Annotated in this window: 23 protein-coding genes; 11 read left to right on the top strand and 12 right to left on the bottom strand. The window is 69.1% G+C overall.

All coding sequences use genetic code 11. The annotated features are described in order from the left end of the window. Positions 1–13 precede the first annotated feature (13 nt). Genes A9976_RS21955 through A9976_RS21935 form a run of 5 tightly spaced genes read left to right on the top strand, consistent with a single transcriptional unit; the run spans position 14 to position 5,078 of the window. Positions 14–1,513, top strand: coding sequence for a sugar ABC transporter ATP-binding protein (locus A9976_RS21955; protein WP_183020762.1), 1,500 nt, complete (start codon positions 14–16; stop codon positions 1,511–1,513). After that, positions 1,506–2,540 carry an ABC transporter permease gene (locus A9976_RS21950; RefSeq protein WP_183020761.1) on the top strand — a complete coding sequence of 345 codons (1,035 nt, stop codon included), beginning with the start codon at positions 1,506–1,508 and terminating at the stop codon, positions 2,538–2,540. The genes A9976_RS21955 and A9976_RS21950 overlap by 8 nt, the downstream gene beginning before the upstream one ends. Further along, the gene (locus A9976_RS21945) at positions 2,537–3,574 is read left to right on the top strand and encodes an ABC transporter permease (RefSeq protein ID WP_183020760.1); all 1,038 of its coding nucleotides are present in this window, start codon (positions 2,537–2,539) and stop codon (positions 3,572–3,574) included. Before A9976_RS21950 ends, A9976_RS21945 begins: the two co-directional genes overlap by 4 nt. Beyond that, positions 3,571–4,440 carry a sugar phosphate isomerase/epimerase gene (locus A9976_RS21940; RefSeq protein WP_183020759.1) on the top strand — a complete coding sequence of 290 codons (870 nt, stop codon included), beginning with the start codon at positions 3,571–3,573 and terminating at the stop codon, positions 4,438–4,440. The genes A9976_RS21945 and A9976_RS21940 overlap by 4 nt, the downstream gene beginning before the upstream one ends. After that, on the top strand, positions 4,437–5,078 hold the full coding sequence (locus A9976_RS21935) for a nucleoside/nucleotide kinase family protein (RefSeq protein ID WP_180318349.1): 642 nt from the start codon (positions 4,437–4,439) through the stop codon (positions 5,076–5,078). The genes A9976_RS21940 and A9976_RS21935 overlap by 4 nt, the downstream gene beginning before the upstream one ends. 36 nt (positions 5,079–5,114) lie before the next feature. On the opposite strand, the gene A9976_RS21930 is transcribed toward A9976_RS21935, so the two are convergent. From A9976_RS21930 to A9976_RS21915, 4 genes are all read right to left on the bottom strand, one after another. Next, positions 5,115–5,696 carry a DUF6036 family nucleotidyltransferase gene (locus A9976_RS21930; protein WP_259649269.1) on the bottom strand — a complete coding sequence of 194 codons (582 nt, stop codon included), beginning with the start codon at positions 5,694–5,696 and terminating at the stop codon, positions 5,115–5,117. A 10-nt stretch (positions 5,697–5,706) separates the two neighbouring features. Further along, complete coding sequence (locus A9976_RS21925) at positions 5,707–5,997, bottom strand: hypothetical protein (protein ID WP_034366457.1); 291 nt, start codon at positions 5,995–5,997, stop codon at positions 5,707–5,709. Positions 5,998–6,094: 97 nt separating this feature from the next. Next, on the bottom strand, positions 6,095–7,696 hold the full coding sequence (locus A9976_RS21920; RefSeq protein WP_183020757.1) for a gamma-glutamyltransferase family protein: 1,602 nt from the start codon (positions 7,694–7,696) through the stop codon (positions 6,095–6,097). Positions 7,697–7,714: 18 nt separating this feature from the next. Then, positions 7,715–8,722 (bottom strand): tripartite tricarboxylate transporter substrate binding protein, encoded by a 1,008-nt coding sequence (locus A9976_RS21915; protein ID WP_043825478.1) that lies wholly within the window; start codon positions 8,720–8,722, stop codon positions 7,715–7,717. A gap of 153 nt (positions 8,723–8,875) precedes the next feature. On the opposite strand from A9976_RS21915, the gene A9976_RS21910 reads away from it, so the two are divergent. From A9976_RS21910 to A9976_RS21890, 5 genes are all read left to right on the top strand, one after another. Beyond that, on the top strand, positions 8,876–9,796 hold the full coding sequence (locus tag A9976_RS21910) for a LysR family transcriptional regulator (RefSeq protein WP_183020756.1): 921 nt from the start codon (positions 8,876–8,878) through the stop codon (positions 9,794–9,796). Positions 9,797–10,303: 507 nt separating this feature from the next. Then, positions 10,304–10,963, top strand: coding sequence for a hypothetical protein (locus A9976_RS21905; protein ID WP_183020755.1), 660 nt, complete (start codon positions 10,304–10,306; stop codon positions 10,961–10,963). Then, positions 10,956–11,504, top strand: a complete 549-nt coding sequence (locus tag A9976_RS21900) for an ATP/GTP-binding protein (protein ID WP_183020754.1) — start codon at positions 10,956–10,958, stop codon at positions 11,502–11,504. The genes A9976_RS21905 and A9976_RS21900 overlap by 8 nt, the downstream gene beginning before the upstream one ends. Next, positions 11,494–11,871: a roadblock/LC7 domain-containing protein gene (locus tag A9976_RS21895; protein WP_183020753.1), complete on the top strand. Its 378-nt coding sequence runs from the start codon at positions 11,494–11,496 to the stop codon at positions 11,869–11,871. Before A9976_RS21900 ends, A9976_RS21895 begins: the two co-directional genes overlap by 11 nt. A gap of 97 nt (positions 11,872–11,968) precedes the next feature. Continuing rightward, positions 11,969–12,328, top strand: a complete 360-nt coding sequence (locus A9976_RS21890) for a hypothetical protein (RefSeq protein ID WP_183020752.1) — start codon at positions 11,969–11,971, stop codon at positions 12,326–12,328. 48 nt (positions 12,329–12,376) lie between these two features. Here A9976_RS21890 and A9976_RS21885 read toward each other — a convergent pair whose 3' ends face one another. After that, positions 12,377–13,090 carry a Crp/Fnr family transcriptional regulator gene (locus A9976_RS21885; protein WP_183020751.1) on the bottom strand — a complete coding sequence of 238 codons (714 nt, stop codon included), beginning with the start codon at positions 13,088–13,090 and terminating at the stop codon, positions 12,377–12,379. An 87-nt stretch (positions 13,091–13,177) separates the two neighbouring features. Between A9976_RS21885 and A9976_RS21880 the strand changes: the two genes are divergently transcribed. Beyond that, positions 13,178–15,211, top strand: coding sequence for an alkyl/aryl-sulfatase (locus A9976_RS21880; protein WP_183020750.1), 2,034 nt, complete (start codon positions 13,178–13,180; stop codon positions 15,209–15,211). Here A9976_RS21880 and A9976_RS21875 read toward each other — a convergent pair. From A9976_RS21875 to A9976_RS21845, 7 genes are all read right to left on the bottom strand, one after another. Continuing rightward, positions 15,205–15,936 carry a uracil-DNA glycosylase gene (locus tag A9976_RS21875; RefSeq protein ID WP_043780562.1) on the bottom strand — a complete coding sequence of 244 codons (732 nt, stop codon included), beginning with the start codon at positions 15,934–15,936 and terminating at the stop codon, positions 15,205–15,207. The two genes, A9976_RS21880 and A9976_RS21875, sit on opposite strands and share 7 nt — an antisense overlap. Positions 15,937–15,981: 45 nt before the next feature. Then, positions 15,982–16,218, bottom strand: a complete 237-nt coding sequence (locus A9976_RS21870; protein ID WP_183020749.1) for a hypothetical protein — start codon at positions 16,216–16,218, stop codon at positions 15,982–15,984. 165 nt (positions 16,219–16,383) lie between these two features. Further along, positions 16,384–17,187 carry an indole-3-glycerol phosphate synthase TrpC gene (trpC, locus tag A9976_RS21865; protein ID WP_183020748.1) on the bottom strand — a complete coding sequence of 268 codons (804 nt, stop codon included), beginning with the start codon at positions 17,185–17,187 and terminating at the stop codon, positions 16,384–16,386. A gap of 51 nt (positions 17,188–17,238) precedes the next feature. Further along, the gene (trpD, locus tag A9976_RS21860) at positions 17,239–18,273 is read right to left on the bottom strand and encodes an anthranilate phosphoribosyltransferase (protein ID WP_183020747.1); all 1,035 of its coding nucleotides are present in this window, start codon (positions 18,271–18,273) and stop codon (positions 17,239–17,241) included. A gap of 29 nt (positions 18,274–18,302) precedes the next feature. Beyond that, positions 18,303–18,890, bottom strand: a complete 588-nt coding sequence (locus A9976_RS21855) for an aminodeoxychorismate/anthranilate synthase component II (protein WP_183020746.1) — start codon at positions 18,888–18,890, stop codon at positions 18,303–18,305. Between the two features lie 398 nt (positions 18,891–19,288). After that, entirely contained in the window at positions 19,289–19,912 is a 624-nt protein-coding gene (locus A9976_RS21850; protein WP_183020745.1) for a hypothetical protein, read from the bottom strand. Positions 19,913–19,940: 28 nt separating this feature from the next. Beyond that, the gene (locus A9976_RS21845; protein WP_183020852.1) at positions 19,941–21,551 is read right to left on the bottom strand and encodes a VWA domain-containing protein; all 1,611 of its coding nucleotides are present in this window, start codon (positions 21,549–21,551) and stop codon (positions 19,941–19,943) included. Between the last annotated feature and the right edge of the window lie 2 nt (positions 21,552–21,553).

Here is a 21,553-nt window from a genome sequence, read left to right as displayed (position 1 = left end):
GCCGCGCGCTGCCATGGATGCCACCACAACGGCGCTGGTCCGCATGCAGGCGGTCACCGTGCGCTTTGGCGACGCCACCGCGCTGCATGCGCTGGACTGGGACGTGATGCCCGGCGAGGTGCACTGCCTGATGGGCAGCAACGGCAGCGGCAAGAGCACGGCGATCAAGGTGCTCAGCGGCGTGCACGCGCCGCAGCCGGGCGCGCGCATCGACATCGGCGGACAGCCCGTGCAGCGGCTGGACCCGGCGCTGGCCAAGTCCCTGGGCATCCAGGTGATCTACCAGGACCTGTCGCTGTTTCCCAACCTGAGCGTGGCCGAGAACATTGCCTTCGACCAGGCCATGGGCCGCTGGTGGGCGCCCGTGCGCCGCAGGCGCCAGCGCGAGGCGGCCCAGGCAGTGTTGCGGCGCCTGGGCATTGCGCTGCCGCTGGATGCGCGGGTGGGCGACCTGCCGATTGCGGGCCGCCAGCTCGTGGCCATCTGCCGGGGCATGGCGGCCCGGGCCAGGCTGCTGTTCATGGACGAGCCCACGGCCTCGCTCACGCGCGCCGAGGTCGATGCGCTGCTGGCCGTGGTGCGCCGGCTCCAGGCCGATGGCATGGCCATCGTCTTCGTGAGCCACAAGCTGGACGAGGTCATGGAGATCGCCGACCGCGTCACCGTGCTGCGCGACGGCCGCAAGCTCGGCACCTGGCCCGCCGAACGGTTGTCGGGCCGGCAACTGGCCGCGCTGATGACCGGGCAGGAAGTGGATGAGCGACTGCATGCGCGCGACATGTCCGCCGCGCCCGTGCTGCTGGAAGTGCGCGGCCTGGGCCGCGACGGCGACTACGAGGACGTGAGCTTCGACGTGCGCGAGGGCGAGATCCTGGGCCTGACCGGGCTGCTGGGCGCGGGCCGCACCGAGCTGGCCCTGGGCCTGTTCGGCATGCGCCGGCCCGACCGCGGCAGCATCCGCCTCGGCGGCCGCACGCTGGTGCTGCGCAGCAACCGCGACGCCATGGCGGCGGGCATTGCCTATGTGCCCGAGGACCGCCAGTCCCTCGGCCTGAACCTGCGCCAGTCCGTGCAGGACAACCTGGTGCTGGCCATGCTGCCGCGCCTGTCCGGCCCGCTGGGCTGGCTGCCTGCCAGCCGCCGCGCCGCCACCGCAGCCCAGTGGCGCGACCGCCTGCACATGCGCCTGCCCGCGCTGGACGCGCCCGTGCACCAGCTGTCCGGCGGCAATGCCCAGCGCGTGGTGCTGGCGCGCTGGCTGGCGACCGCACCACGCCTGCTGATCCTCGACTCGCCCACCGTGGGCGTGGACATCGGCAACCGCCAGGGCATCTTCGAGATCGTGCACGGGCTCGCCGCACAGGGCATGGCGGTGATCGTCATCTCGGACGAGGTGGCCGAGGTCCATGCCCACTGCGACCGCGTGCTGCACATGCGCGGCGGGCGCATGGCCGGCGAGTTCGTGCCGGGGGTGCATTCCGAAAGCCAGATCGAGGAGGCCGTCCATGCCTGAACACGCACACGCGCTGCTGCACCACCCCGTGGCCCGGCTGGGCCTGGCCATTGCCGCCATGGCCCTGCTGTTCGGCGCCCTGGCGCCGGGCTTCTGGACGCTGGGCAACTGGATGGACGTGGCCGAGGGCGCATCGGTCACCGCCATCATGGCCGTGGGCCTGCTGGTGGTGCTGGTCGCGGGCGGCATCGACATCTCGTTTGCCGCCACGGCCACGGTGGCGCAGTACCTTGCGGCCCTCGCGGCCACACGCCTGGGCTGGGCACCGGCGGCCAGCATCGCGCTGGGCCTGGCCACGGGACTGGTGCTGGGCGCATTCAACGCCCTGCTCATCCACCGCCTGCGCGCCACCTCCATCATCATCACCATCTCCACGCTGAACCTGTACTTCGCGCTGCTGATGCATGGCACGGGCGGCCGGTCCATCTACGACCTGCCGTCGTGGTGGAGCGATTCCGTGGTGCTGGCCCGCTTCGCGGGCACCGACGGCGCAGACCCCGTGCGCCTGACCCTGCCCATCGCCGTGGCCGCTGCGGCCGCCCTGCTGACGGCGCTGCTGCTGGGCCGCAGCGCGCTGGGGCGGCGCCTGTACGCCTTCGGCGGCAACCCCGAGGCTGCGCACCGCATGGGCATCGGGCTGGGCGCCATCCAGGGCGTGGCCTATGGCTGGCTCGGCATGATGGCGGCCATCGCAGGCCTGGTGCAGGCGCACCGCGTGGGCGAGTCGGTGCCCAACGCCCTGGTCGGCACGGAGCTGTTCGTGCTCGCCGCTGCCGTGCTGGGCGGCGCCAGCCTGTTCGGCGGCACGGGCAGCGTGGGCGGCGTGCTGATGGGCGTGCTGCTGCTGGCCGTGCTGCGCAACGGGCTGAACCTGCTGGGCGTGTCGCCGTATTTCTTCCAGGTGCTGCTGGGCGCCGTGGTGCTGGCCTGCGCGGCCGCAACGGGACTGCGGCGCACGCAGCGACGCAACCAGCAGCGCAGCGCTGACGCCACTCCTGCAGCGCCTTTGGCGGGGGCCGCGCCATGAACCGCAGCCCTGGCGCGCCGCTGGGCCTGATCGCGCTGCTGGCACTGCTGTGCGCCGTGTTCACGCTGCTGCTGCCCGGCAGCTTCGCCACCCTGGGCACGCTGCAATCGGTGCTGCTGCAAATCCCCGAGCTGGGCCTGCTGGCACTGGCGCAGATGCTGCCGCTGGTCAGTGGCGGCATCAACCTGGCCGTGGTCGCCAGCGCCAACATGGCGGGCCTGGCCATGGCCTGGGTGCTGGTGGGAGGCCTGTCGGCGCTGGGCCTGGACCTGTCGGGCCATGAGGGCCTGCTCATCGCCGCGGCACTGACCGTGGGCGCCCTCGCCAGCCTGCTGGTGGGACTGGCCAGCGGCTGGCTGGTGGCGCGCGTCAACGCCCATCCCATCCTCGTCACGCTGGGCACCATGTCGCTGATCAACGGCCTGTGCGTCTGGCTCACGCGCGGCAAGCCCATTGCAGGCTTTCCCGAGACCTTTCTGGCCCTGGGCTCCGCCCAGTGGCTGGGCCTGCCGCTGCCGTTCTGGATCTTCGCGGCCGTGTGCCTCCTGGTGGGCTTGCACCTGGGCAGCACACGCCACGGGCTGGCCATCCGCATGGTCGGCTCCAATGCCGAGGCCACGCGCCATGCGGGCATCGATACGCGCCGCGTGCTGATCGGCGTCTACACCCTGTCCACGCTGCTGTGCTGGATCGCGGCCGTGCTGATGATGGCGCGCTTCAACTCGGCCAGTGCGGGCTACGCCCAGTCCTACCTGCTGGTCACGGTGCTTGCGGCCATACTGGGCGGCACCGATCCCATGGGCGGCTTCGGCCGGGTGTCGGGGCTGTTCGTCGCCCTGCTCATCCTGCAGGTGCTGTCCAGCGGGGTGAACCTGCTGGGCGCCAATGCCCAGCTCACGCAGGCCCTGTGGGGCGCCACCATGATCGCCGCCGTGGCGGCGCGCCACCTGCTGGCGCGCTGGCGGGGCCGTGCCCGGGCACCCGCCGAACCCTCCCCTTCACGCTCTCGCAGAGTCCACCCGGAGCCCCTATGAACCCCCTCGGCATCCACGCCCTTGTCTGGGCCGGCGACCTGTCGCCGGCATCCACCCGCCATGTGATCGAGCAGACGCGCCAGGCCGGTTACGACCTGGTCGAGCTGTCCCTGCACGGCCCCCGGCTCATGGACCTGGCGCTCACGCGTGATCTGCTGCAGGAGCACGGCCTGGGCGTGGGCTGCTCGCGGGGCCTGACCTTCGAGGCCGATGTCTCCAGCGAAGACCCCTCCGTGGTCGCGCGCGGCCTGGCGCTGCTGCAAGAGGGCGTGGACATCACGGCGCGCCTGGGCGGGCGCTATTTCGGCGGCATCCTCTACGGCGCCATGGCGAAATACGGTCACCCCTGTTCGCCACGGGGCCGGCGCAACGCGATCGAGGCCGTGCGGCGCATTGCCGACTTCGCGGGCGAGCGCGGCGTCACGCTGGGCCTGGAGGTGGTCAACCGCTACGAAAGCAATCTGCTGAACACGGCCGCGCAAGCGCTGGAGTTCATCGACGAAGTCGGCCGGCCCCATGTCTGCGTGCACCTGGACACCTACCACATGAACATCGAGGAAGCCGACCTCGCCGCGCCCGTGCTGGCCTGCGGACAGCGGCTGGGTTATGTGCATATCGGCGAGAATCACCGCGGCTACCTGGGCGCGGGCCACATCGACTTCGCGCAGTTCTTCGGCGCACTCGCGCAGATCGGCTACCAGGGCACCGTCACCTTCGAGAGTTTCTCGTCCGCCATCGTCAACGAGCAGCTGTCGAACGCGCTGGCCATCTGGCGCCCGATGTGGGAAGACGGCATGGACCTGGCCCTGCACGCACGCGGCTTCATGGCCGACGGGCTGGCCAGCGCGCAGCAGGCACGCGCATGACGGCCATCCTGCCGCCCGAGGCCCTGGCGCGTGCGTTTGCGCTGGCACGCTCCGGCCCCCGCCGCCTGCTGGGCCTGGCTGGCCCGCCCGGCGCAGGCAAGAGCACGGCCTGCGCGGCCCTGCTGCAGGCGCTGGGCCCGCTGGCGGCGGCCGTGCCCATGGACGGCTTCCACCTGGCGCAGTCCGCGCTGCAGCGCCTGGGCCGCGCGCAGCGCAAGGGCGCGCCCGACACCTTCGACTCGGCCGGCTACGTGGCCCTGCTGCGCCGCCTGCGCGCGCCCGTGGCCGATGAAACGGTCTACGCCCCCGAATTCCGGCGCGCCATCGAGGAGCCCATTGCAGGCGCCATCGCCATCGCGCCCGGCGTGCCCCTGGTCATCACCGAAGGCAACTACCTGCTGATGGATGAACAGGATGCGCCAGGCACGCACTGGCATGCCGTGCGCGCGCTGCTGGACGAGGTCTGGTACGTGGACATGGACGACCGCCTTCGCATCGAACGCCTGACCCGCCGCCACGAACTCCACGGCCGCAGCCCCCAGGCCGCACGCGACTGGGTGGCGCAGGTGGACGAGCCCAATGCGCGCCGCATTGCGGCAACGCGGGGGCGGGCGGATTGGGTGTTGCGCTGGGGGTGAGTGGGGGAGCGAACACGGTTGCGGCAGCCAGGCCTTTCAGGGGGTTCCGGAGCGACCGCCTTCCTCCCGACGCGCCAATGCCACCGCGTCCCGCAAATTCAGCTTCAGCATGGCTTGTCCGCCGATGTAGCCGGCCAGGGCGCTTGTTGCGCGCTGCTCTATGGCATCGGCGCTGGTCAGCCCGAGCCGAACCAGGGCCGCGATGTCCTCTTTGTCGTTGTCGGCGAACCGGGCAATCTTGCTTACGGCCAGATCCACGGGAGAGAGGACATGCACGCGAATCTGGTCCACACCGAGGTCGATAGGGATGGCGTCATCGAGATAGTCCTCATGCATCAGCGCAAAGCTGGAGTTGTAGTTGGTGTCGAGGTAGACCACCTGCGGGGTGCCGTCCTCCAGCATCACCTCGACCATCAGGTCGTTCGGCAGATGGACGCGTCCGCCGAATTCCGCATCCACATCGGTAGTGACGCGGTCTGCTGTGTAGAGGTGAACGGCCATGCCGCCAGCCAGATAGACATTCAAGGGGCGGCCCAGCGCAAGCCGCTGCTCCATCTGCTTGAACAGCTCCCGCAGGCCTTCTGCCAGCGCCGTATGGGTATGAAAAATCGGGAGCATGGACATGGCCTCAGTGCCCACGCAGCCGAAGGCTGAGCATATCGCGCAGACGGGGCAGGCTCAGAACCCAACCCCGCCTGACCACATCTTCCGATGGCAGTCTTTCTTCTGGATGCAAGGCGAAATATCGCTCGCTGGCCTGCATCAGGCTCGCAGATTCCTGGGGGAATCGTGAACGGACGATCATGGCGGCCAGGCGAAACACGTTGGCTTCGCGCTGGTCCTGGGCGGGCTGAGCACGCTCCCGGGCGACGAAGGAGCAGCGCGATAGCAGCGCCGATTCATCATCTCTGGCCGTCATTGCATCCACCTCCGTTCGCACCATGGCATCAAGATTTCGATGCCATGACTCTAAAGCGAACTCGATCTGCGCGGCAGGCCTTGGGGCTTTCGCGCCCTCAGAACGCCACCACGCCCCCATCCTTGCGCGGGTCCGATCCGCCGATGTAGTGGTCGCCGTCGCGCAGCACCAGTTGTGCGCCGCCGAAGGCGAAGACGCCATGGCCTTCCTCCACCGTGACTTCATGGCCGCGTGCGCGCAGGGCGGCGACGACCTCGGCATCGAAGGCGGGCTCCACAGCCACGCCCTTGCCGCCCGTCACGCGCCAGCGCGGTGCGTCGGCGGCGGCCTGGGGGTTCTGGCCGTAGCGCAGCACGCGCAGGGCCATCTGCAGATGGCCCTGGCTCTGCATGGGGCCGCCCATCACGCCGAAGGCCATCTGGGGCGTGCCGTCGGCGTTCATCGCAAAGGCCGGGATGATGGTGTGCGAGGGCCGCTTGCGCGGCGCGACCTCGTTGGCATGGCCGGCTTGCGTGGTGAAGCCGTGGCCGCGGTTTTGCAGGCTGATGCCGGTGCCCGGCACGACCACGCCCGAGCCGAAGCCCATGTAGTTGGACTGGATGAACGAGACCATCATGCCGCTGGCATCGGCCGCCGCCAGGTAGACGGTGCCGCCCGGGCGGGGTGCGCCGTAGGTGGGCGCGCTGGCACGCTCGCGGTCAATGAGCGCCGCGCGTTCGCGCAGGTAGCCGGCGTCCAGCAGATGGGCGGATTCGACGCGCATGTGGTCGCCGTCGGCGTTGTATTCGTGCAGGTCGGCCAGGGCCAGCTTCATGGCCTCGACCTGCAGGTGCACGGACTCCACGCCGTCCAGCGGCTCGGCGCCCACGCCCAGTGCGTCCAGCATGCCCAGCGCCATCAGCGCGGCAATGCCCTGGCCGTTGGGCGGGATCTCGTGGATCACCGAGTCGCCAAAGGTCTGCGACACCGTGCCGACCCAGTCGGCCTGGTGGGCGGCCAGGTCGGCCTCGGTCATGGCGCCGCCGCAGGCCTTGGCGTGCTCGGCCATCGAGCGCGCCAGCGCACCACGGTAGAAGGATTCGCCCTTGGTGGCGGCGATCTCCTCCAGCGTGCGCGCATGGGCTTCGCTGCGGAACACCTCGCCCGCCTTGGGGGCCTTGCCATCGGGCAGGAAGCACTCGGCAAAACCGGGCTGGTCACCGAGCTTGGCGCCGCCCAGCGCCCACAGCGTGGCGATGGTGGGCGAGACCGCAAAGCCGTCGCGCGCATAGCGGATGGCGGGCTGGGCCAATTGCTCGAACGGCAGCTTGCCGAAGCGGCGCGACAACTCCACCCAGGCCGAGACGGCACCGGGCACGGTGACGGCGTTCCAGCCCTTCTCGGGAATGCCGCCCAGCGCGGCGAAGTACTCGGGCGTCCAGGCCTGGGGCGAGCGGCCCGAGGCATTGAGGCCGTGCAGCTCCTTGCCATCCCACAGGATGCAGAAGGCATCGCTGCCCAGTCCGCAGCCCGTGGGCTCGACCACGGTCAGCGCCATGGCCGTGGCAATGGCCGCATCCACGGCATTGCCGCCGGCCAGCAGCATGGCCAGGCCGGCCTGCGCGGCCAGCGGCTGCGAGGTGGAGACCATGTTGCGGCCCAGCACCGAAGAGCGGTGCGAGGCGTAGGGAAGTGTCCAGTCCTTGATGGTGCTTGTCATGTCTCGATGGGGAAAAGGTTAGTCAAGGGTGATTTTGTTGTCTTTGATGACCTGCGCCCAGCGCGCACTGTCGGCCTGCACCATGGCAGCGAACTGCGCGGGCGTGCGGGGCGATGCGGCCTCCACGCCCTGCTTGGCCAGGCTGGCCACCACCTCGGGATTCTGGATGGCCTTGTTGAAGGCCTGATTGATCCGCGCCACCAGCTCGGGCTTCATGCCGGCCGGGCCATAGACGCCGAACCAGGTGACCGAAGAATAGCCAGGCAGGCCGGACTCGGCCACCGTGGGCAGGTCGGGCGCCAGCGCGCTGCGCTTGTCGCCGGTCACGGCCAGTGCGCGCAGGCGGCCGCTGGCCACATGGGGCATGCCGGTGGGAATGGAGTCGAACAGCAGGTGCACCTGGCCCGCGGCCAGGTCGGTGATGGACTGGGCCGTGCCCTTGTAGGGCACATGGGTCAGCTGCAGGCCCGCGCGCGCCGCGAAGGCCGCCGCGTTCAGGTGGACGATGGTGCCGTTGCCGCTGCTGGCGTAGTTGAGGGCGCCAGGATGGGCCTTGGCATAGGCGATCAGCTCCTGCACGTTGCGCACGGGCAGCGAGGGCGTGACCAGCAGGATGCTGGCCGCGCCGCCGATCTCGGCAATGGGCGTGAAATCCTTGTCGGCCTTGTAGGCCAGACGGGTCATCAGATGCGGCGAGATGGCATGCGTGCTGCTGGTGGTGAACAGCAGCGTGTAGCCGTCCGGCGAGGCCTTGGCGGCCTCGCCCGTGCCGATGGTGCCGCCCGCGCCGGGGCGGTTGTCGATGACCAGCTGCTGGCCCAGGTCCTGGGACATGCGCTGCGCCACCACGCGCGCCACGAGGTCGGTGGCGCCGCTGGCCGGAAAGGGCACGACCAGGCGCACCGGGTGCGAGGGCCAGGACGCCTGGCCCTGTGCCACGGCGGGCAGGGCGATGGCGCCAGCCAGGGCACAGGCTGCAGCCACGATGGCGCGGCGTGGAAGTAAAACGCTGGGCAATGCCTTCATGGGCACACTCCTGGACAGGGGTTGGACGGCTGCAGCCGCTGCTCCCCAGCAACGCCGCAACAGGCCATCGTAGAACCCTCGCCCCTTTGCCGCCATCAGCAAATTTGCAAACCTGCGTTGCCTCTGCGGCAAATTGATGACAATCGGGGCGACATGCCCGACGCCCGCCACCTTCTTTTGCAGGACACCGCGCTGCGCTACTTCCACGAAGTGGCGCAATGCGGATCGCTGACCGAGGCATCGGCGCGGCTGCATGTGGCGGCCTCGGCCATCAGCCGCCAGATCGCGGCGCTAGAGGGGCTGCTGGGCACGCCGCTGTTCGAACGCCACCCGCGCGGCATGGTGCTCAATGCGGCCGGGGAGATCCTGGCCGACCATGTGCGCCGCGCCGGCCTGGATGCCGAGCGCGCGCTGGGCGAGATCGAGGCCCTGCAGGGGCTGCGCAGCGGCCGCGTGCGCATCGCAAGCTCCGACGCCTTTGCCAACGAGTTCCTGCCGCGCCTGTGCGCAGCGTTCCAGCGCGCGCATGCCGGCATCGTCTTCGAGGTGATGGTGCTGCCCACGCCTGCCGTGCCAGAGGCCGTGCGCAGCGGCACGGCCGACATCGGCCTGTGCTTCAGCCGCGCGCCTGAAAAAGGCATTGCCGTGGCCTGCCGCGTGGCGGCGCCCCTGGTGGCCCTGGTCGCACCCGGCCATGCCTTGGCCCAGGCGCGCCGCCTGTCGCTGGCCCAATTGGTACGCCACCCCCTGGCACTCACACCGGCCGATACTGCCGTGCGCCAGTTGCTGGACGCGGCCTGCAGCCGCCAGGGACTGATGCTGATGCCGGTGATGGAGAGCAACCACGGCAAGACCCTGCTGAACTTTGCAGCCCAGGGCGCCGCGGTGGCCGTGGCCAGCGAGATCGCCGCGCGCCACATGGTGGCCACGGGCGCACTGGTGGCGGTGGCCCTGAGCGACCGGGGCATGGACCTGCGCGACATCGAGGTCCAGACGCTGGCCGGCCGCACGCTGCCGCATGCGGCGCAGTCCTTCCTGGAAATGCTGCAGCTCAAGCTGCCAACCTCCTGGTAGTCAACCCGGTACCCTGCCGTTGCCCGAATGGGCGGCGCCGTGCGTCTTGCGTTCATCAGTGCACGAAGCCAGTGCGGGCATCCAAAGTGCTGGAGCGATCAGACACAAAACACAGCCAGCCTGTTCAATTTGCAATGCATTCCAAGGTCTTTGTTACAACAACCAGATAACTCCTATTTTTCATCGCCGTCATGGCTTCGAGAATCCGGAAACGACGAAAAAAACCGCTCAAAAAGCCTGAAGCCTCGCTGCAAGACCGCAATGCGATAGGACTGATCCAGATACATATCGGACGATTCCGAATCGCGCCTGAGAACTGCCCACTCCCGTTCCAAGCGCTTCCTATGATTCGCCTGCATCTCCTTTGAAATCATTGGCATGCGCGGCTTGCTTCGCCGTGCTGCGCATTCAGGACAGGAAGCGGCGACGTGATGGGCACAAAGAAACAGGCAGACCGGAGCCTGCAGGCACGGCAACTGCAATTGCAATTGCTGAAGGGAATGCGGAATGGATGAGCGCACCTCGCTCACCTTCACGCTGCGCGGCCTCGATGAACGCGACACCAAGTTGTTCCGCTCCTTCGTGCGGCTGGTGGACCACCGCACGCAGCACCGCTGGGAATGGACGGAGTTCTCGGCCGACCTGGTGATACTGCATGAAAGCATCCACGAGCAGCCGTCCAGCGGGGTGACGCTGCGCGTGGGCCGCCAGCCCCAAAGCACCCGCCCCACGGGGAACTACCTGGGCCTGCCCCTGCGCGCCGACGCGATGGAGGTCTGCCTCAATGCCATGGGCATGCGTGCCCTGGCCGCGCGCCAGACGGCGTCCGGGCAACGCATGGTGGCGGCACCCCACCCGGCAGCAGCGGCCGACATGCTGGTGCTGTTGCTGCGCTGGCCTCCCCAGCGGCTGCTGACAAGCGCACACCACATGCGCCTGGCAACGTTGTTGACGGGCCAGCCGACCACCTTGCAGGCGCTGTGCCGGCGCTCGGGTCTTGCGCCAGAGATCTGCGCTGCCTTCCTGAACCGCCTCGACGCAATCGGCCTGCTGCGCTGGACCGCCACGGCACCCCGCAGCAGCGCTGCCCCGGGTCCCGCCCGGGGCATTCTCGACCGCATCCGCCAGCGGCTTGCCCAATTGACGAGAGCCTCCGTGCATGAGTGAACTGAAGATCCTGATTTCCGGAACCACGGGCGCGGGCAAGACCACCGCCATACGTGCCGTCAGCGAGATCGCGCCGGTAAGCACCGACGTGCGCAACACCGATGCAGCAGTGGACAAGGCTCTGACCACCGCCGGCATGGACTACGGAGAGCTCACCCTGGACAACGGCGAAAAACTGTACCTGTACGGCACACCGGGCCAGGAGCGCTTCGACTTCATGTGGAACATCCTCTCGCGCGGCGCGCTGGGGGTGATCCTGCTGATCGACAACAGTCGGCCCGATCCACTGGGCGATCTGGATATCTACATCAATGCCCTGTCCGCCACGCTGCGCACCACGGCCTGCGTGGTGGCCGTGTGCCGAATGGACCGGCATGGTCGTCCCGACCTCGAAGGATTTGCCCTGCACCTGCAGTCGCGTGGCCTGCTGTGCCCGGTGGTGCCGGCCGATGTTCGCGAGCCCGCGCAGGTGGTGGCGCTGATCGAGTTGCTGCTGCTGCAGATCGAAGCCCTGTCGCAGGAGCGTCCCCATGAAGAATGACTCCGCTCTGAAGGCGCGCGCCCATGCCGTGCTGCAGGCACTGACAAGCAAGGTGCGCGGCGTGCGAGGCTGCGTAGTCAGCACCGAGGATGGTTTCGAGGTCGCCGCACAGGGCCAGGGCAGCCCGGCGCGGCTGTCCGCCATGGCCAGTTCCATGGCCGCGCTGGGCGCAATCGCCGGTGAGGAAAACCAGTTGGGCCACTGCGCCAACGTGGTGATCGAAGCCGCCGAGGGCTGCATCGTCATGCTGCAGGCACGGCGCCCGGGCCTGACGCTGGTGCTCAGCGTGGTGGCCTCGCGGGAGGCCGTGCTGGGCCAGATTCTCTACGTCTCGCGCGAGGCCGCGCGGGCGCTGGAGCAGGCGTGAACGGGCAGGGTCCGGCATGAGCCGCACCTGTCCCGCAAGCAGACGGGTACCACGACGGTGCCCAACATTCCCTCTACACAAGAAAGGTAGAAAAACAATGGCCAACATCAAGCAAACCATGGACGAACTGATGCGCTGCGACGGCGCACTGTGTGCCGCACTGGTGGACTACAACAGCGGCATGATCCTGGGCCAGGAAGGCGCGGGCGTGGACCTGGAGCTCGCGGCTGCAGGCAATACCGAGCTGGTGCGCGCCAAGCTCAAGACCATGCGCTCGCTGAGCCTGGAAGGCGCGATCGAGGACATCCTGATCACCCTGAGCAAGCAATACCACATCCTGCGCCCCTCCACCCACCACGAGGGACTGTTCCTCTACCTGGTGCTGGACAAGGCCAAGGCCAATCTCGCACTGGCGCGGCGCAAGGTGCAGGACGTGGAAGACGTGCTGGTGGTCTGAAGCAGGGACATGCCAGCGGCGCGGCCGTGCGTCCGCTGACGGGCCTTCTCACAACCGCTCGGCGCACAGCGCCTGCCACTGCAGGATCTCGATCTCGCCGCGCTGCACGCGGATGATGCCGCGCGCCTGCAGGCCCTGCAGCAGCACGTTGGCGGTCTGGCGCGAGATCGACAGCATGCGCGCCAGCTGCTCCTGCGTGATATCCAGGCGCGGCCGGGCCGGCACGTCGTCCAGCCGCTCGCCGTAGCCGCGCGCCATGGCCACCAGGCGGCGCGCCAGGCGCTGGGGCGCGGGCAGCAGGGCCAGATCCTCCAGCGCCGCGAAGGCCGCGCGCATGCGCCCCGACATCAGCACGCCCAGGTCATGCCAGTGCGCGGGGTGCTGCTGCAGCCAGTCCAGCAGCGGCTGGCGCGGCACCTGCAGCACCACGCTGGGCTCCATGGCGTGGGCATCGTGGGTGCGCGGCGAACCATCGAACAGCGCGATCTCGCCAAACCAGGTGGCCGCTCCCATGCGCGTGAGCAGCGCCTCGCGCGCTTGCTCGCTCTGCCCACCCACCCCCGAAAAACCGATGCTGCCCCGAGCCACGGCGAACAGCCCGCCCTCCAGCGCATCGCCGCGCAGGAACAGGGCTTCGCCCGTCTCCAGGCTGCGCGGCTGGGCCAGCGCCAGCAGCAAATCGGCAAACTGCGGCGCCAGTGCGCTGAACCAGCGGCCGGCGCGCAGCGTGGGCAGGTAGGAAAAGGCGTGGGCAGTTTGCATGAGAGGGGATGTCGGGTGGCTGACAGACACAGCCGGCGGGCCTGCGTATTTTCGCCGCTGACATCGAACATGCCAGGAGACCTTCCCATGCAAGCCTCACACTCCCTGCCCCGCGCGCTGGCGCGCCCTTCCCGCCTGCTGGCCAGCCTGGCCACAGCCGCTTTGCTGGGCGCCTGCGCCCACGGCTCCCTGCCCGTCTCCGACCTGGCCAGGCCCCAGCCGGCCAGCGCCGCCACGCGCGCGGCACAGCAGGCGGCCTTGGCGCAGCAGCCGCTGGACGATGCACGGGCCATGGAGGACGCCCGGCGCGGCCTGATCGCCCCGGCCGACACCCTGGTCGTGCGCAACGCCCAGGGACGGCCCATCTGGAGCATGCAGGCCTATGCCTTCCTGGAGCAGGACCAGGCGCCCGACACCGTGCACCCCGCGCTGTGGCGCCAGGCCCAGCGCAACCGCGTCAGCGGCCTGTTCCAGGTGACGGAAGGGCTCTACCAGGTGCGCGGCCTGGACCTGTCGAACATGAGCATCATCGAGGGCGAGACCGGTCTGATCGTGGTCGATCCGCTGATGTATACCGAGACCGCCCAGGCCGCCATGGACCTGTACTTCCAGCACCGCCCGCGCAAGCCCGTGGTGGCCGTCATCTACTCGCACAGCCATGTGGACCATTTCGGCGGCGTGCGCGGCGTAGTGCGCCAGGAGGAGGTGGATGCGGGCCGCGTCCAGGTCATCGCCCCGGCGGGCTTCATGGCCGAGGCCGTGGGCGAAAACGTGATCGCCGGCCACGCCATGGGCCGGCGCGCGCTCTACCAGTTCGGCATGCTGCTGCCGCGCGATGCCCGGGGGCAGGTGGACGCGGGGCTGGGCAAGGCCGGCGCACCCGGCACCCTGGGGCTGATAGCGCCCACGCGCGTGATCGACAGACCGCGCGAGACACTGCGCATCGACGGCGTGGACATCGAGTTCGCGCTCACGCCCGGGGCCGAGGCGCCGGCCGAGATGATCATGTACTACCCCCAGCTCAAGGTGCTGAACATGGCCGAGATCGCCGTCCACACCCAGCACAACCTGCTGCCGCTGCGCGGCGCCCAGGTGCGCGATGCGCTGGGCTGGTCGCGCCACCTGAACGAGGCCCTGCACACCTATGGCGGCAAGGCCGAGATCCTGATTGCCCAGCACCACTGGCCGGTCTGGGGCCAGCCCCGGCTGCAGCACCTGCTGGCCGGCCAGCGCGACACCTACAAATACCTGCACGACCAGACCGTGCGCCTCATGAACCACGGCTACGTGGGTTCGGAGATCGCCGAGATGCTGAAGATGCCCGAATCCCTGGCCCGCGACGGCGCAACGCATGCCTTCTACGGCCATCTGCGCCACAACATCCGCGCCATCTACCAGCACTACCTGGGCTACTACGAAGGCAACCCGGCCCAGCTGGAGGCGCTGCCGCCCGTGCCCGCCGCACGCAAGACCGTGGAATACATGGGTGGCGCCGACGCCGTGCTGCGCCGTGCGCAGGCCGACTACGAGCGCGGCGAATACCGCTGGGTGGCGCAGATCGCCTCGCAGCTGGTCTTTGCCGACCCGGCCAACCAGGCCGCGCGCCGCCTGGCGGCCAATGCCTATGAACAGCTGGGCTACCAGATGGAATCGGCCACGGCCCGCAACGCCTTCCTGCAGGGCGCGGCGGAACTGCGCCAGGGCGTGCCGCAGCTGCCCAGGCCCGGCAGCACCGCGCGCGACCTGGTGCGCAGCCTGCCGCTGGAGATGTTCTTCGACTATCTGGGCGTGCGGCTGGACGCGGGCAAGGCCGCAGGCCAGCGCATCGTGCTCAACTGGACCTTCGCCGACACCGGCGAGCAGCGCAGCCTGAACCTGGAGAACAGCGCCCTCACCCAGAGCCCGGGCCTTGCGCCCTCCGCCCATGCCAGCCTGCGCCTGACGCGCGCCACGCTGGACGCCATTGCAGGCCAGGAGACCACGATGGCCGAGGCCATCAAGAGCGGCCAGCTGCGCATCGAGGGCGACGCCTCCAAGGTGACGGCGCTCATGTCCATGCTGGACCGCTTCGACAGCGTGTTCCCCATGGTGGAGCCACGCCCCGAGCGGGCCGCTCAGTAACCGTGCTGGGCGCGGAAGTCGCGCGCCTTGCCGAAGTGCCCGTTGCCGATGAAGGGCACGGGCGGGCGCAGCGCCGACAGCGGCGAGGGATGGTTGCTGGTCAGCACCAGATGGCCTCGGTCGGCCGGAATGAAGGCGCGCTTGGACTGCGCATGGCTGCCCCAGAGCATGAAGACCACGGGGCGCGCGCCCTGGGCGATGTGTCGGATCACCGCATCGGTCAGCAGCTCCCAGCCCTTGCCCGAGTGGCTGGCCGCCTGGCCTTCCTCCACCGTGAGACAGGTGTTGAGCAGCAGCACGCCGTTCCTGGCCCACTTGACCAGGCTGCCGCCCGGGTTGGGGAAGGGCGGGAATGGCACGCCCAGGTCACGCTGCATCTCCTTGAAGATGTTCTGCAGCGAGGGCGGCATGCGCACGCCCGGCGCCACCGAGAACGACAGGCCTTCGGCCTGCCCACGGCCGTGGTAGGGGTCCTGGCCCAGGATGACCACGCGCACTTCCTCGGGCGGGGTCAGCTCCAGCGCGCGCAGCGGCTGGGGCGGAAAGATCACCGCGCCGGCCTCCAGGCGCTGGTGCAGAAAGGTCAGCAGCTGCTGGCCCGTGGCACCCGCGAAGAAGTCCTCGACCAGGGGCTGCCAGTCGGGCGCAACGGGCCAGTCGGCGGGATCGGCGGATTGGAGTTGGTCGGCTTGCGCCGGGGCGATTGCGTCGTCTTGAAGGGCCATGGCGGATGGGGGCACCGCCGCCACATGCCGAGGCAGCAGCCACCCTCAAAAAAGTACAGCTGAAATGCATGGGCGCAAGCGCCATGCCTGTTGGATCACGGCAAGCATACCTTTCCCTGCGGTGGGGGAGGGCAGTCCGCCAATGGTGCCCCAAAGGCAGATGATGGTTGCACGCATACGGGAAACCTTCAGTAGCACTGCAGCGACCCGCAGCAGGAAGTGCTCGAATACATCAAGCGCGACATTGCCAGCCTGGCTGCTGACCACGGCCGAGATGGCCAAGCTCCGCGGCGCTTCCTACATGACGCTGCAGCACACCGGGCAGGAGCGCAGCGGAGGCAACGTGCAGGCCATGAACCGCATCTTGGCCATGCTGGGGCTCCAGCTCGGGGTGGTGCGCATCGTGCGGACCCCGGATCCACCGGCCAGCCCGCACAACGGCGCGACTCAGGCGAACAGCTTGGCCAGCGCCTCTCCCGGCTCCTTGGCGCGCATGAAGGCCTCGCCCACCAGGAAGCTGTGGATGCCGGCATCGCGCATGGCCTTGACATCCTCGCGGCTGCCGATGCCCGACTCGGTGACCAGCAGGCGGTCGGCCGGCACGTTCCTTTGCAGGTCCAGCGTGGTCTGGATGCTGACCTCGAAGCTGCGCAGGTTGCGGTTGTTGATGCCCACCAGCGGCGTCTTCAGCCGGAGCGCGCGGTCCAGCTCGGCGCCGTCGTGGACCTCGACCAGCACGGCCATGTCCAGGCTGTGGGCGATCTGTTCCATCTCGGCCATCTGCGCGTCGTCCAGGCAGGCGGCGATCAGCAGCACGCAGTCGGCGCCCATGGCCCGCGATTCGTAGATCTGGTAGGGATCGACCATGAAGTCCTTGCGCAGCACGGGCAGGTGGCAGCTGGCACGCGCCTGCTTGAGATAGTCCACGCTGCCCTGGAAGAACTGCTTGTCGGTCAGCACCGAGAGGCAGGCGGCGCTGACGCCCTTGCCGTCGCCCTCGGCATAGCTTTGCGCGATGTCGGCGGGGATGAAGTCCTCGCGGATCACGCCCTTGCTGGGGCTGGCCTTCTTGATCTCGGCGATCACGCCGGCCTGGCCGGCGGCGATCCTGGCGCGCAGCGCGCCCACGAAGTCGCGCGTGAGCACGCGGCTTTCGGCGTCGCGGCGCATGTCGGCGAAGGGCATGCGCTTCTGGGCGGCCGCCACTTCCTGCACTTTCACGTCGCAGATTTGCTTGAGGATGTCGGACACGTTGCTTTCCTTGGTTTCTCGTATTCGGTGGTCGGTTGGGGGCTGCTCGGCTCAGGCCGTCAGCCGGGCCGTGTAGGCCACGAGTTCGTTGAGCTTGGCCAGGGCCGCGCCGCTGTCCAGCGCCGCCTGGGCGCGGGCCATGCCGTCCTCGATGCTGGAGGCCACGTTGGCCGCATACAGTGCGGCACCCGCGTTCAGGCAGACGATGTCGCGCGCGGCGCTCTTCTCGCCATGGAGCACGCCCAGCAGCATGGCCTTGGATTCCTCGGGATTGTCCACCTTGAAGGCGCGCGTGCCGACCATGCGCAGGCCGAAGTCCTCGGGATGGATCTCGTACTCGCGCACCACGCCGTCCTTGAGCTCGCCCACCAGGGTGCCCGCGCCCAGGCTGATCTCGTCCAGCCCGTCACGGCCGTAGACCACGATGGCATGCTCGGCGCCCAGGCGCTGCAGCGCGCGCACCTGGATGCCGACCAGGTCCTCGTGGAACACGCCCATGAGGATGTTGGGCGCGCTGGCCGGATTGGTCAGCGGACCCAGGATGTTGAAGATGGTGCGCACGCCCAGCTCCTTGCGCACGGGCGCCACGTTCTTCATGGCCGGGTGGTGGTTGGGCGCGAACATGAAGCCGATGCCCACGTCGGCGATGCTGCGCGCGATCTGCTCGGGGCTGAGCTGGATGTTGACGCCCAGCGCCTCCATCGCGTCGGCGCTGCCGCTCTTGCTGCTGACGCTGCGCCCGCCGTGCTTGCTGACCTTGCCGCCCGCCGCCGCGACCACGAAGATGGAGCAGGTGGAGATGTTGAAGGTGTTGGCGCCGTCGCCGCCCGTGCCCACGATGTCCACCAGGTGGCGCGTGTCCTCCACATGGACCTTGTTGGAGAACTCGCGCATGACCTCGGCCGCGGCCGCGATCTCGCCGATGGTCTCCTTCTTCACGCGCAGGCCGGTGACGATGGCCGCCGTCATCACGGGCGACAGCTCGCCGCGCATGATCAGGCGCATCAGGTGCAGCATCTCGTCGTGGAAGATTTCGCGGTGCTCGATGGTGCGCTGCAGCGCTTCCTGGGGGGTGATCTGGGTCATTGCGGTGTCTCGGTTGGGTGCCGGCCTGCTCAGGCCTTCTGTTCCAGGAAATTCTTCAGCATGGCATGGCCGTGCTCGGTGAGGATGCTCTCGGGGTGGAATTGCACGCCCTCGATGGCCAGGCTGGTGTGGCGCACGCCCTGGATCTCGCCGTCCTCGCTGGTGGCCGTGATCTCCAGGCAGCCGGGCAGGCTGGAGCGGGCAATGGCCAGCGAATGGTAGCGGTTGACCGTGAACCGTTCGGGCAGGTCGGCGAACACGCCCTTGCGGTCGGTGGTGATGACGCTGGTCTTGCCATGCATCTGCTGGCCAGCGCGCACGATGTCGCCGCCGAAGGCCGCGCCAATGCTCTGGTGGCCCAGGCACACGCCCAGGATGGGCAGGCGGCCCGCGAAGTGCTGGATGGCCGCCACGGAAATGCCGGCCTCGGCCGGCGAGCAGGGGCCGGGCGAGATCACCAGGCGGTCGATCTTCTCGCGCTCGACCAGGGCGATCACCTCGTCCAGCGTGGCCTCGTCATTGCGCACCACGGTGACATCGGCACCCAGCTCGCCCAAGTACTGGACGATGTTGTAGGTGAAGCTGTCGTAGTTGTCGATCATCAGCAGTCTGGTCATACCGGCTCCTGGGTCTCAAAGGGAAAAACGGGTGGCGCGGGCATGCCGCAGCGAAGGCTGGCGCGGGAATGCGCGCAATGCTGCCTGGGTCTGGAAGGGGGAATCTGAGGGCATCTGGGCAATCTCCTGGGTTCTGGGAGCCGCCGTGCCGGGGAGCCATCTGCTGGGTGAGCCTTGCTGCCGTCACGGCGGCAAGGTGCGGTACGCAACCGCGACGACGTGCCGCTTCCTTATTGGAAGCGCCACCACTGTGCAACGATGATCGAAACGGGCGTACCGTTCATGGCTGTCTTGGATCGAGAGTTCAGGTGTCTGGAAGACGGGAATGCAGCAGGCTGCATGGCGAAGCATGCTAACACAGGGGCCGCGCAGCGTGGCGGGACGCCCCTGCGGGCGCCTCACTTCAGGAAGTCCGGCTGGTCGAACTTCTGCTTGAGGAAGCGCCCGTTGGCCAGCAGCGCCTGCGCATCGCTGGCCGCCACATGGGCCACCACCTGCTGCATCTGCCCGGCCAGCAGCGCCAGCTGCTCGGTCAGCAGCTGCCTGGCCGTCTTGCCATCCTGCACGGGCTGGGTGACACGGAACAGCGGCGGCAGCGCCGCATAGTGCGACAGCGTGGCGGGCAGGTACTGCAGCACAGTCTCGCGCACGGTGAACAGGCCGTCGTTGAAGACCGGGCCGGCGTCGGCCAGCGCAGGCAGCACCTCGTGCACCGAGCCGCGCACGCTGTCCAGGTGCTTTTGCATCTCGGGCGTGAGCATCGGGCAGGCCTTTTGCACCAGCTCATCGATGCGTTCGCGGATGTCCTCGGCGCTCCAGTGCTGCTGCAGCGCCCGCTCGAAGCTGGCGCCCGCCGGCTGCAGGGCCCAGCCCAGCAGCAGGCCCGCAACGTACAGGCCCAGCGTGATCCAGCCCCAGCCGGCACCGATCACGCCCGCAAACAGCAGCACCGGCCCCAGCAGGGCCAGCGCCAGGCCGGTGAGGTTGCCGTTGCCGTAGAAGAAAAGCTGCAGGCGGCGCATCAGGCGGGTCCGATCGCTGGCGGTGCTGTCACTGGTAGCCCCGGATTTCCTTGAACACCAGCGGCAGCCCGCTCTTGCCGGTGTTGCGCGCATCGAAGGCGCGCCCGCCCGTCAGCTCGGCCAGGGCCTGCATTTCGCCGGACTGCGCCTCGCCAAAGATGATGGGAAAGACGCGCACCAGCGGCGCGCCGCCGTCGCGCGCCATGCGCTGCTCGCGCTCGAACGCGGCCCAGTCGCGGCCTGCCGTGTTGGCGCCATCGGTCAGCAGCACGATGCTGACGAAGCGCTCGGGATCGGCCCTCAGTTCCTGGCGTGCCTGCTGCTGGGCCAGCGTGAGCGCGTCGTAGATGGCCGTGCCGCCGTCGGCCACCAGGCTGTCGGCATAGGCCAGCACCTGGGCGCTTGCGGCCTGCAGCTCGCCCGCCGCGAACTGCACGCGCGCGGGCTGGCCGACCAGGCCCGAGAACGGAATCAGCAGCACGCGCTCGCGCGCCTGGAAGGCGGCGTAGCGCTGGCTGGCGGCCGACGCCTCGGCGCCGGACAGCAGCTTGAGCGCCTCCTTCATCTGCGCCAGCCGCGCACCCTTCATGGAGCCGCTCACGTCCAGCACGAAGATGCTGGTGGCCGGGCGGCGCAGATCGCTCTGGTAGGCCGAGAGCACGGCATCGATCACCTCCAGCCGGTTCGGAAAGCTCAACTCCACCACGGGCGCCGTGGGCAGCGCCGGGCTGGCCTGTGCCTCGGGGCTGGCGGGGCGCAGCTGGGCCTGGCGCAGCGGCTGGCCCTGGAAGGCGGGGGCCTTGAACTGGGCGACCAGCCGGTCATAGTCGGCGCGGCGGCCGGCGTTGAGCAGCATCAGCGGATAGTCGGCCGAGATCACGCCGTCGCGCGGGTAGACCAGGGTCAGGCGGTCGGCGGCGGGCAGCTTCTCGTTCAGGCGCAGGATCACGGCCTCGTAGTTGACCAGCGCATCGACGGCGCCGGGCTCGCGCTCGAAGGCCTCGGCCAGCCAGCCGGAGCTGCCGGCGGTGAGCTTCTGGCCCGACAGAAAGTCCTTGAGCACCTTGGCATCGACCTCCCTGGCGTCCAGGTCCTCGGTCTTGCCGGCCACGGCCGAGGCCACGGCGAACAGTGCGCTCATGCCGGTGTTGGAACTGGCCGGATTGGTCATGCCGTAGCGCAGCCGGCCCTGGGCGGCAGCGCGTGCAATGCCGGCCCAGGTGGGCGGGGCCTTGTCCCAGCCCAGCTTTTGCAGCACGGGGGCCTTCACGCCCAGGGCCACGCGCGAGTAGAAAAGCTTTTCGCGTGCCAGCGGCTTGTTCGCCAGCGCCAGCGCGGGATAGGCGCCATTGGGCGGCAGGATGGCGTCGTACTGCTCGCCCGCATTGATGCGCTCGACCATCTCCAGCGTGCCTGCATAGCTGAGCTTGAGCGGCACGCCCGCCGCCGTGGCGGCCTGCTCCAGCGCGGGCGCCACGTCCTTGAGCTCGGAGCCGGCCAGCACGGTGAATGCACCCTGGGGACCGGCGGACGGATCGGACTTGGCGGCGGCCTGCGGCGCGGGTTCGGGCGACTTTCCGCAGCCGGCCAAAGACAGTCCAAAACCCAGCAGCAGAACGGCCGCCAGGCGCTGGAGCATGC

It is taken from the genome of Delftia sp. UME58 (assembly GCF_014170385.1).
In the GTDB taxonomy this organism is placed as follows: Bacteria; Pseudomonadota; Gammaproteobacteria; order Burkholderiales; family Burkholderiaceae_C; genus Comamonas; species Comamonas acidovorans.
The sequence above is the reverse complement of the archived record's forward strand: the minus strand, read 5'-3'. Positions and strand labels throughout refer to the sequence as shown.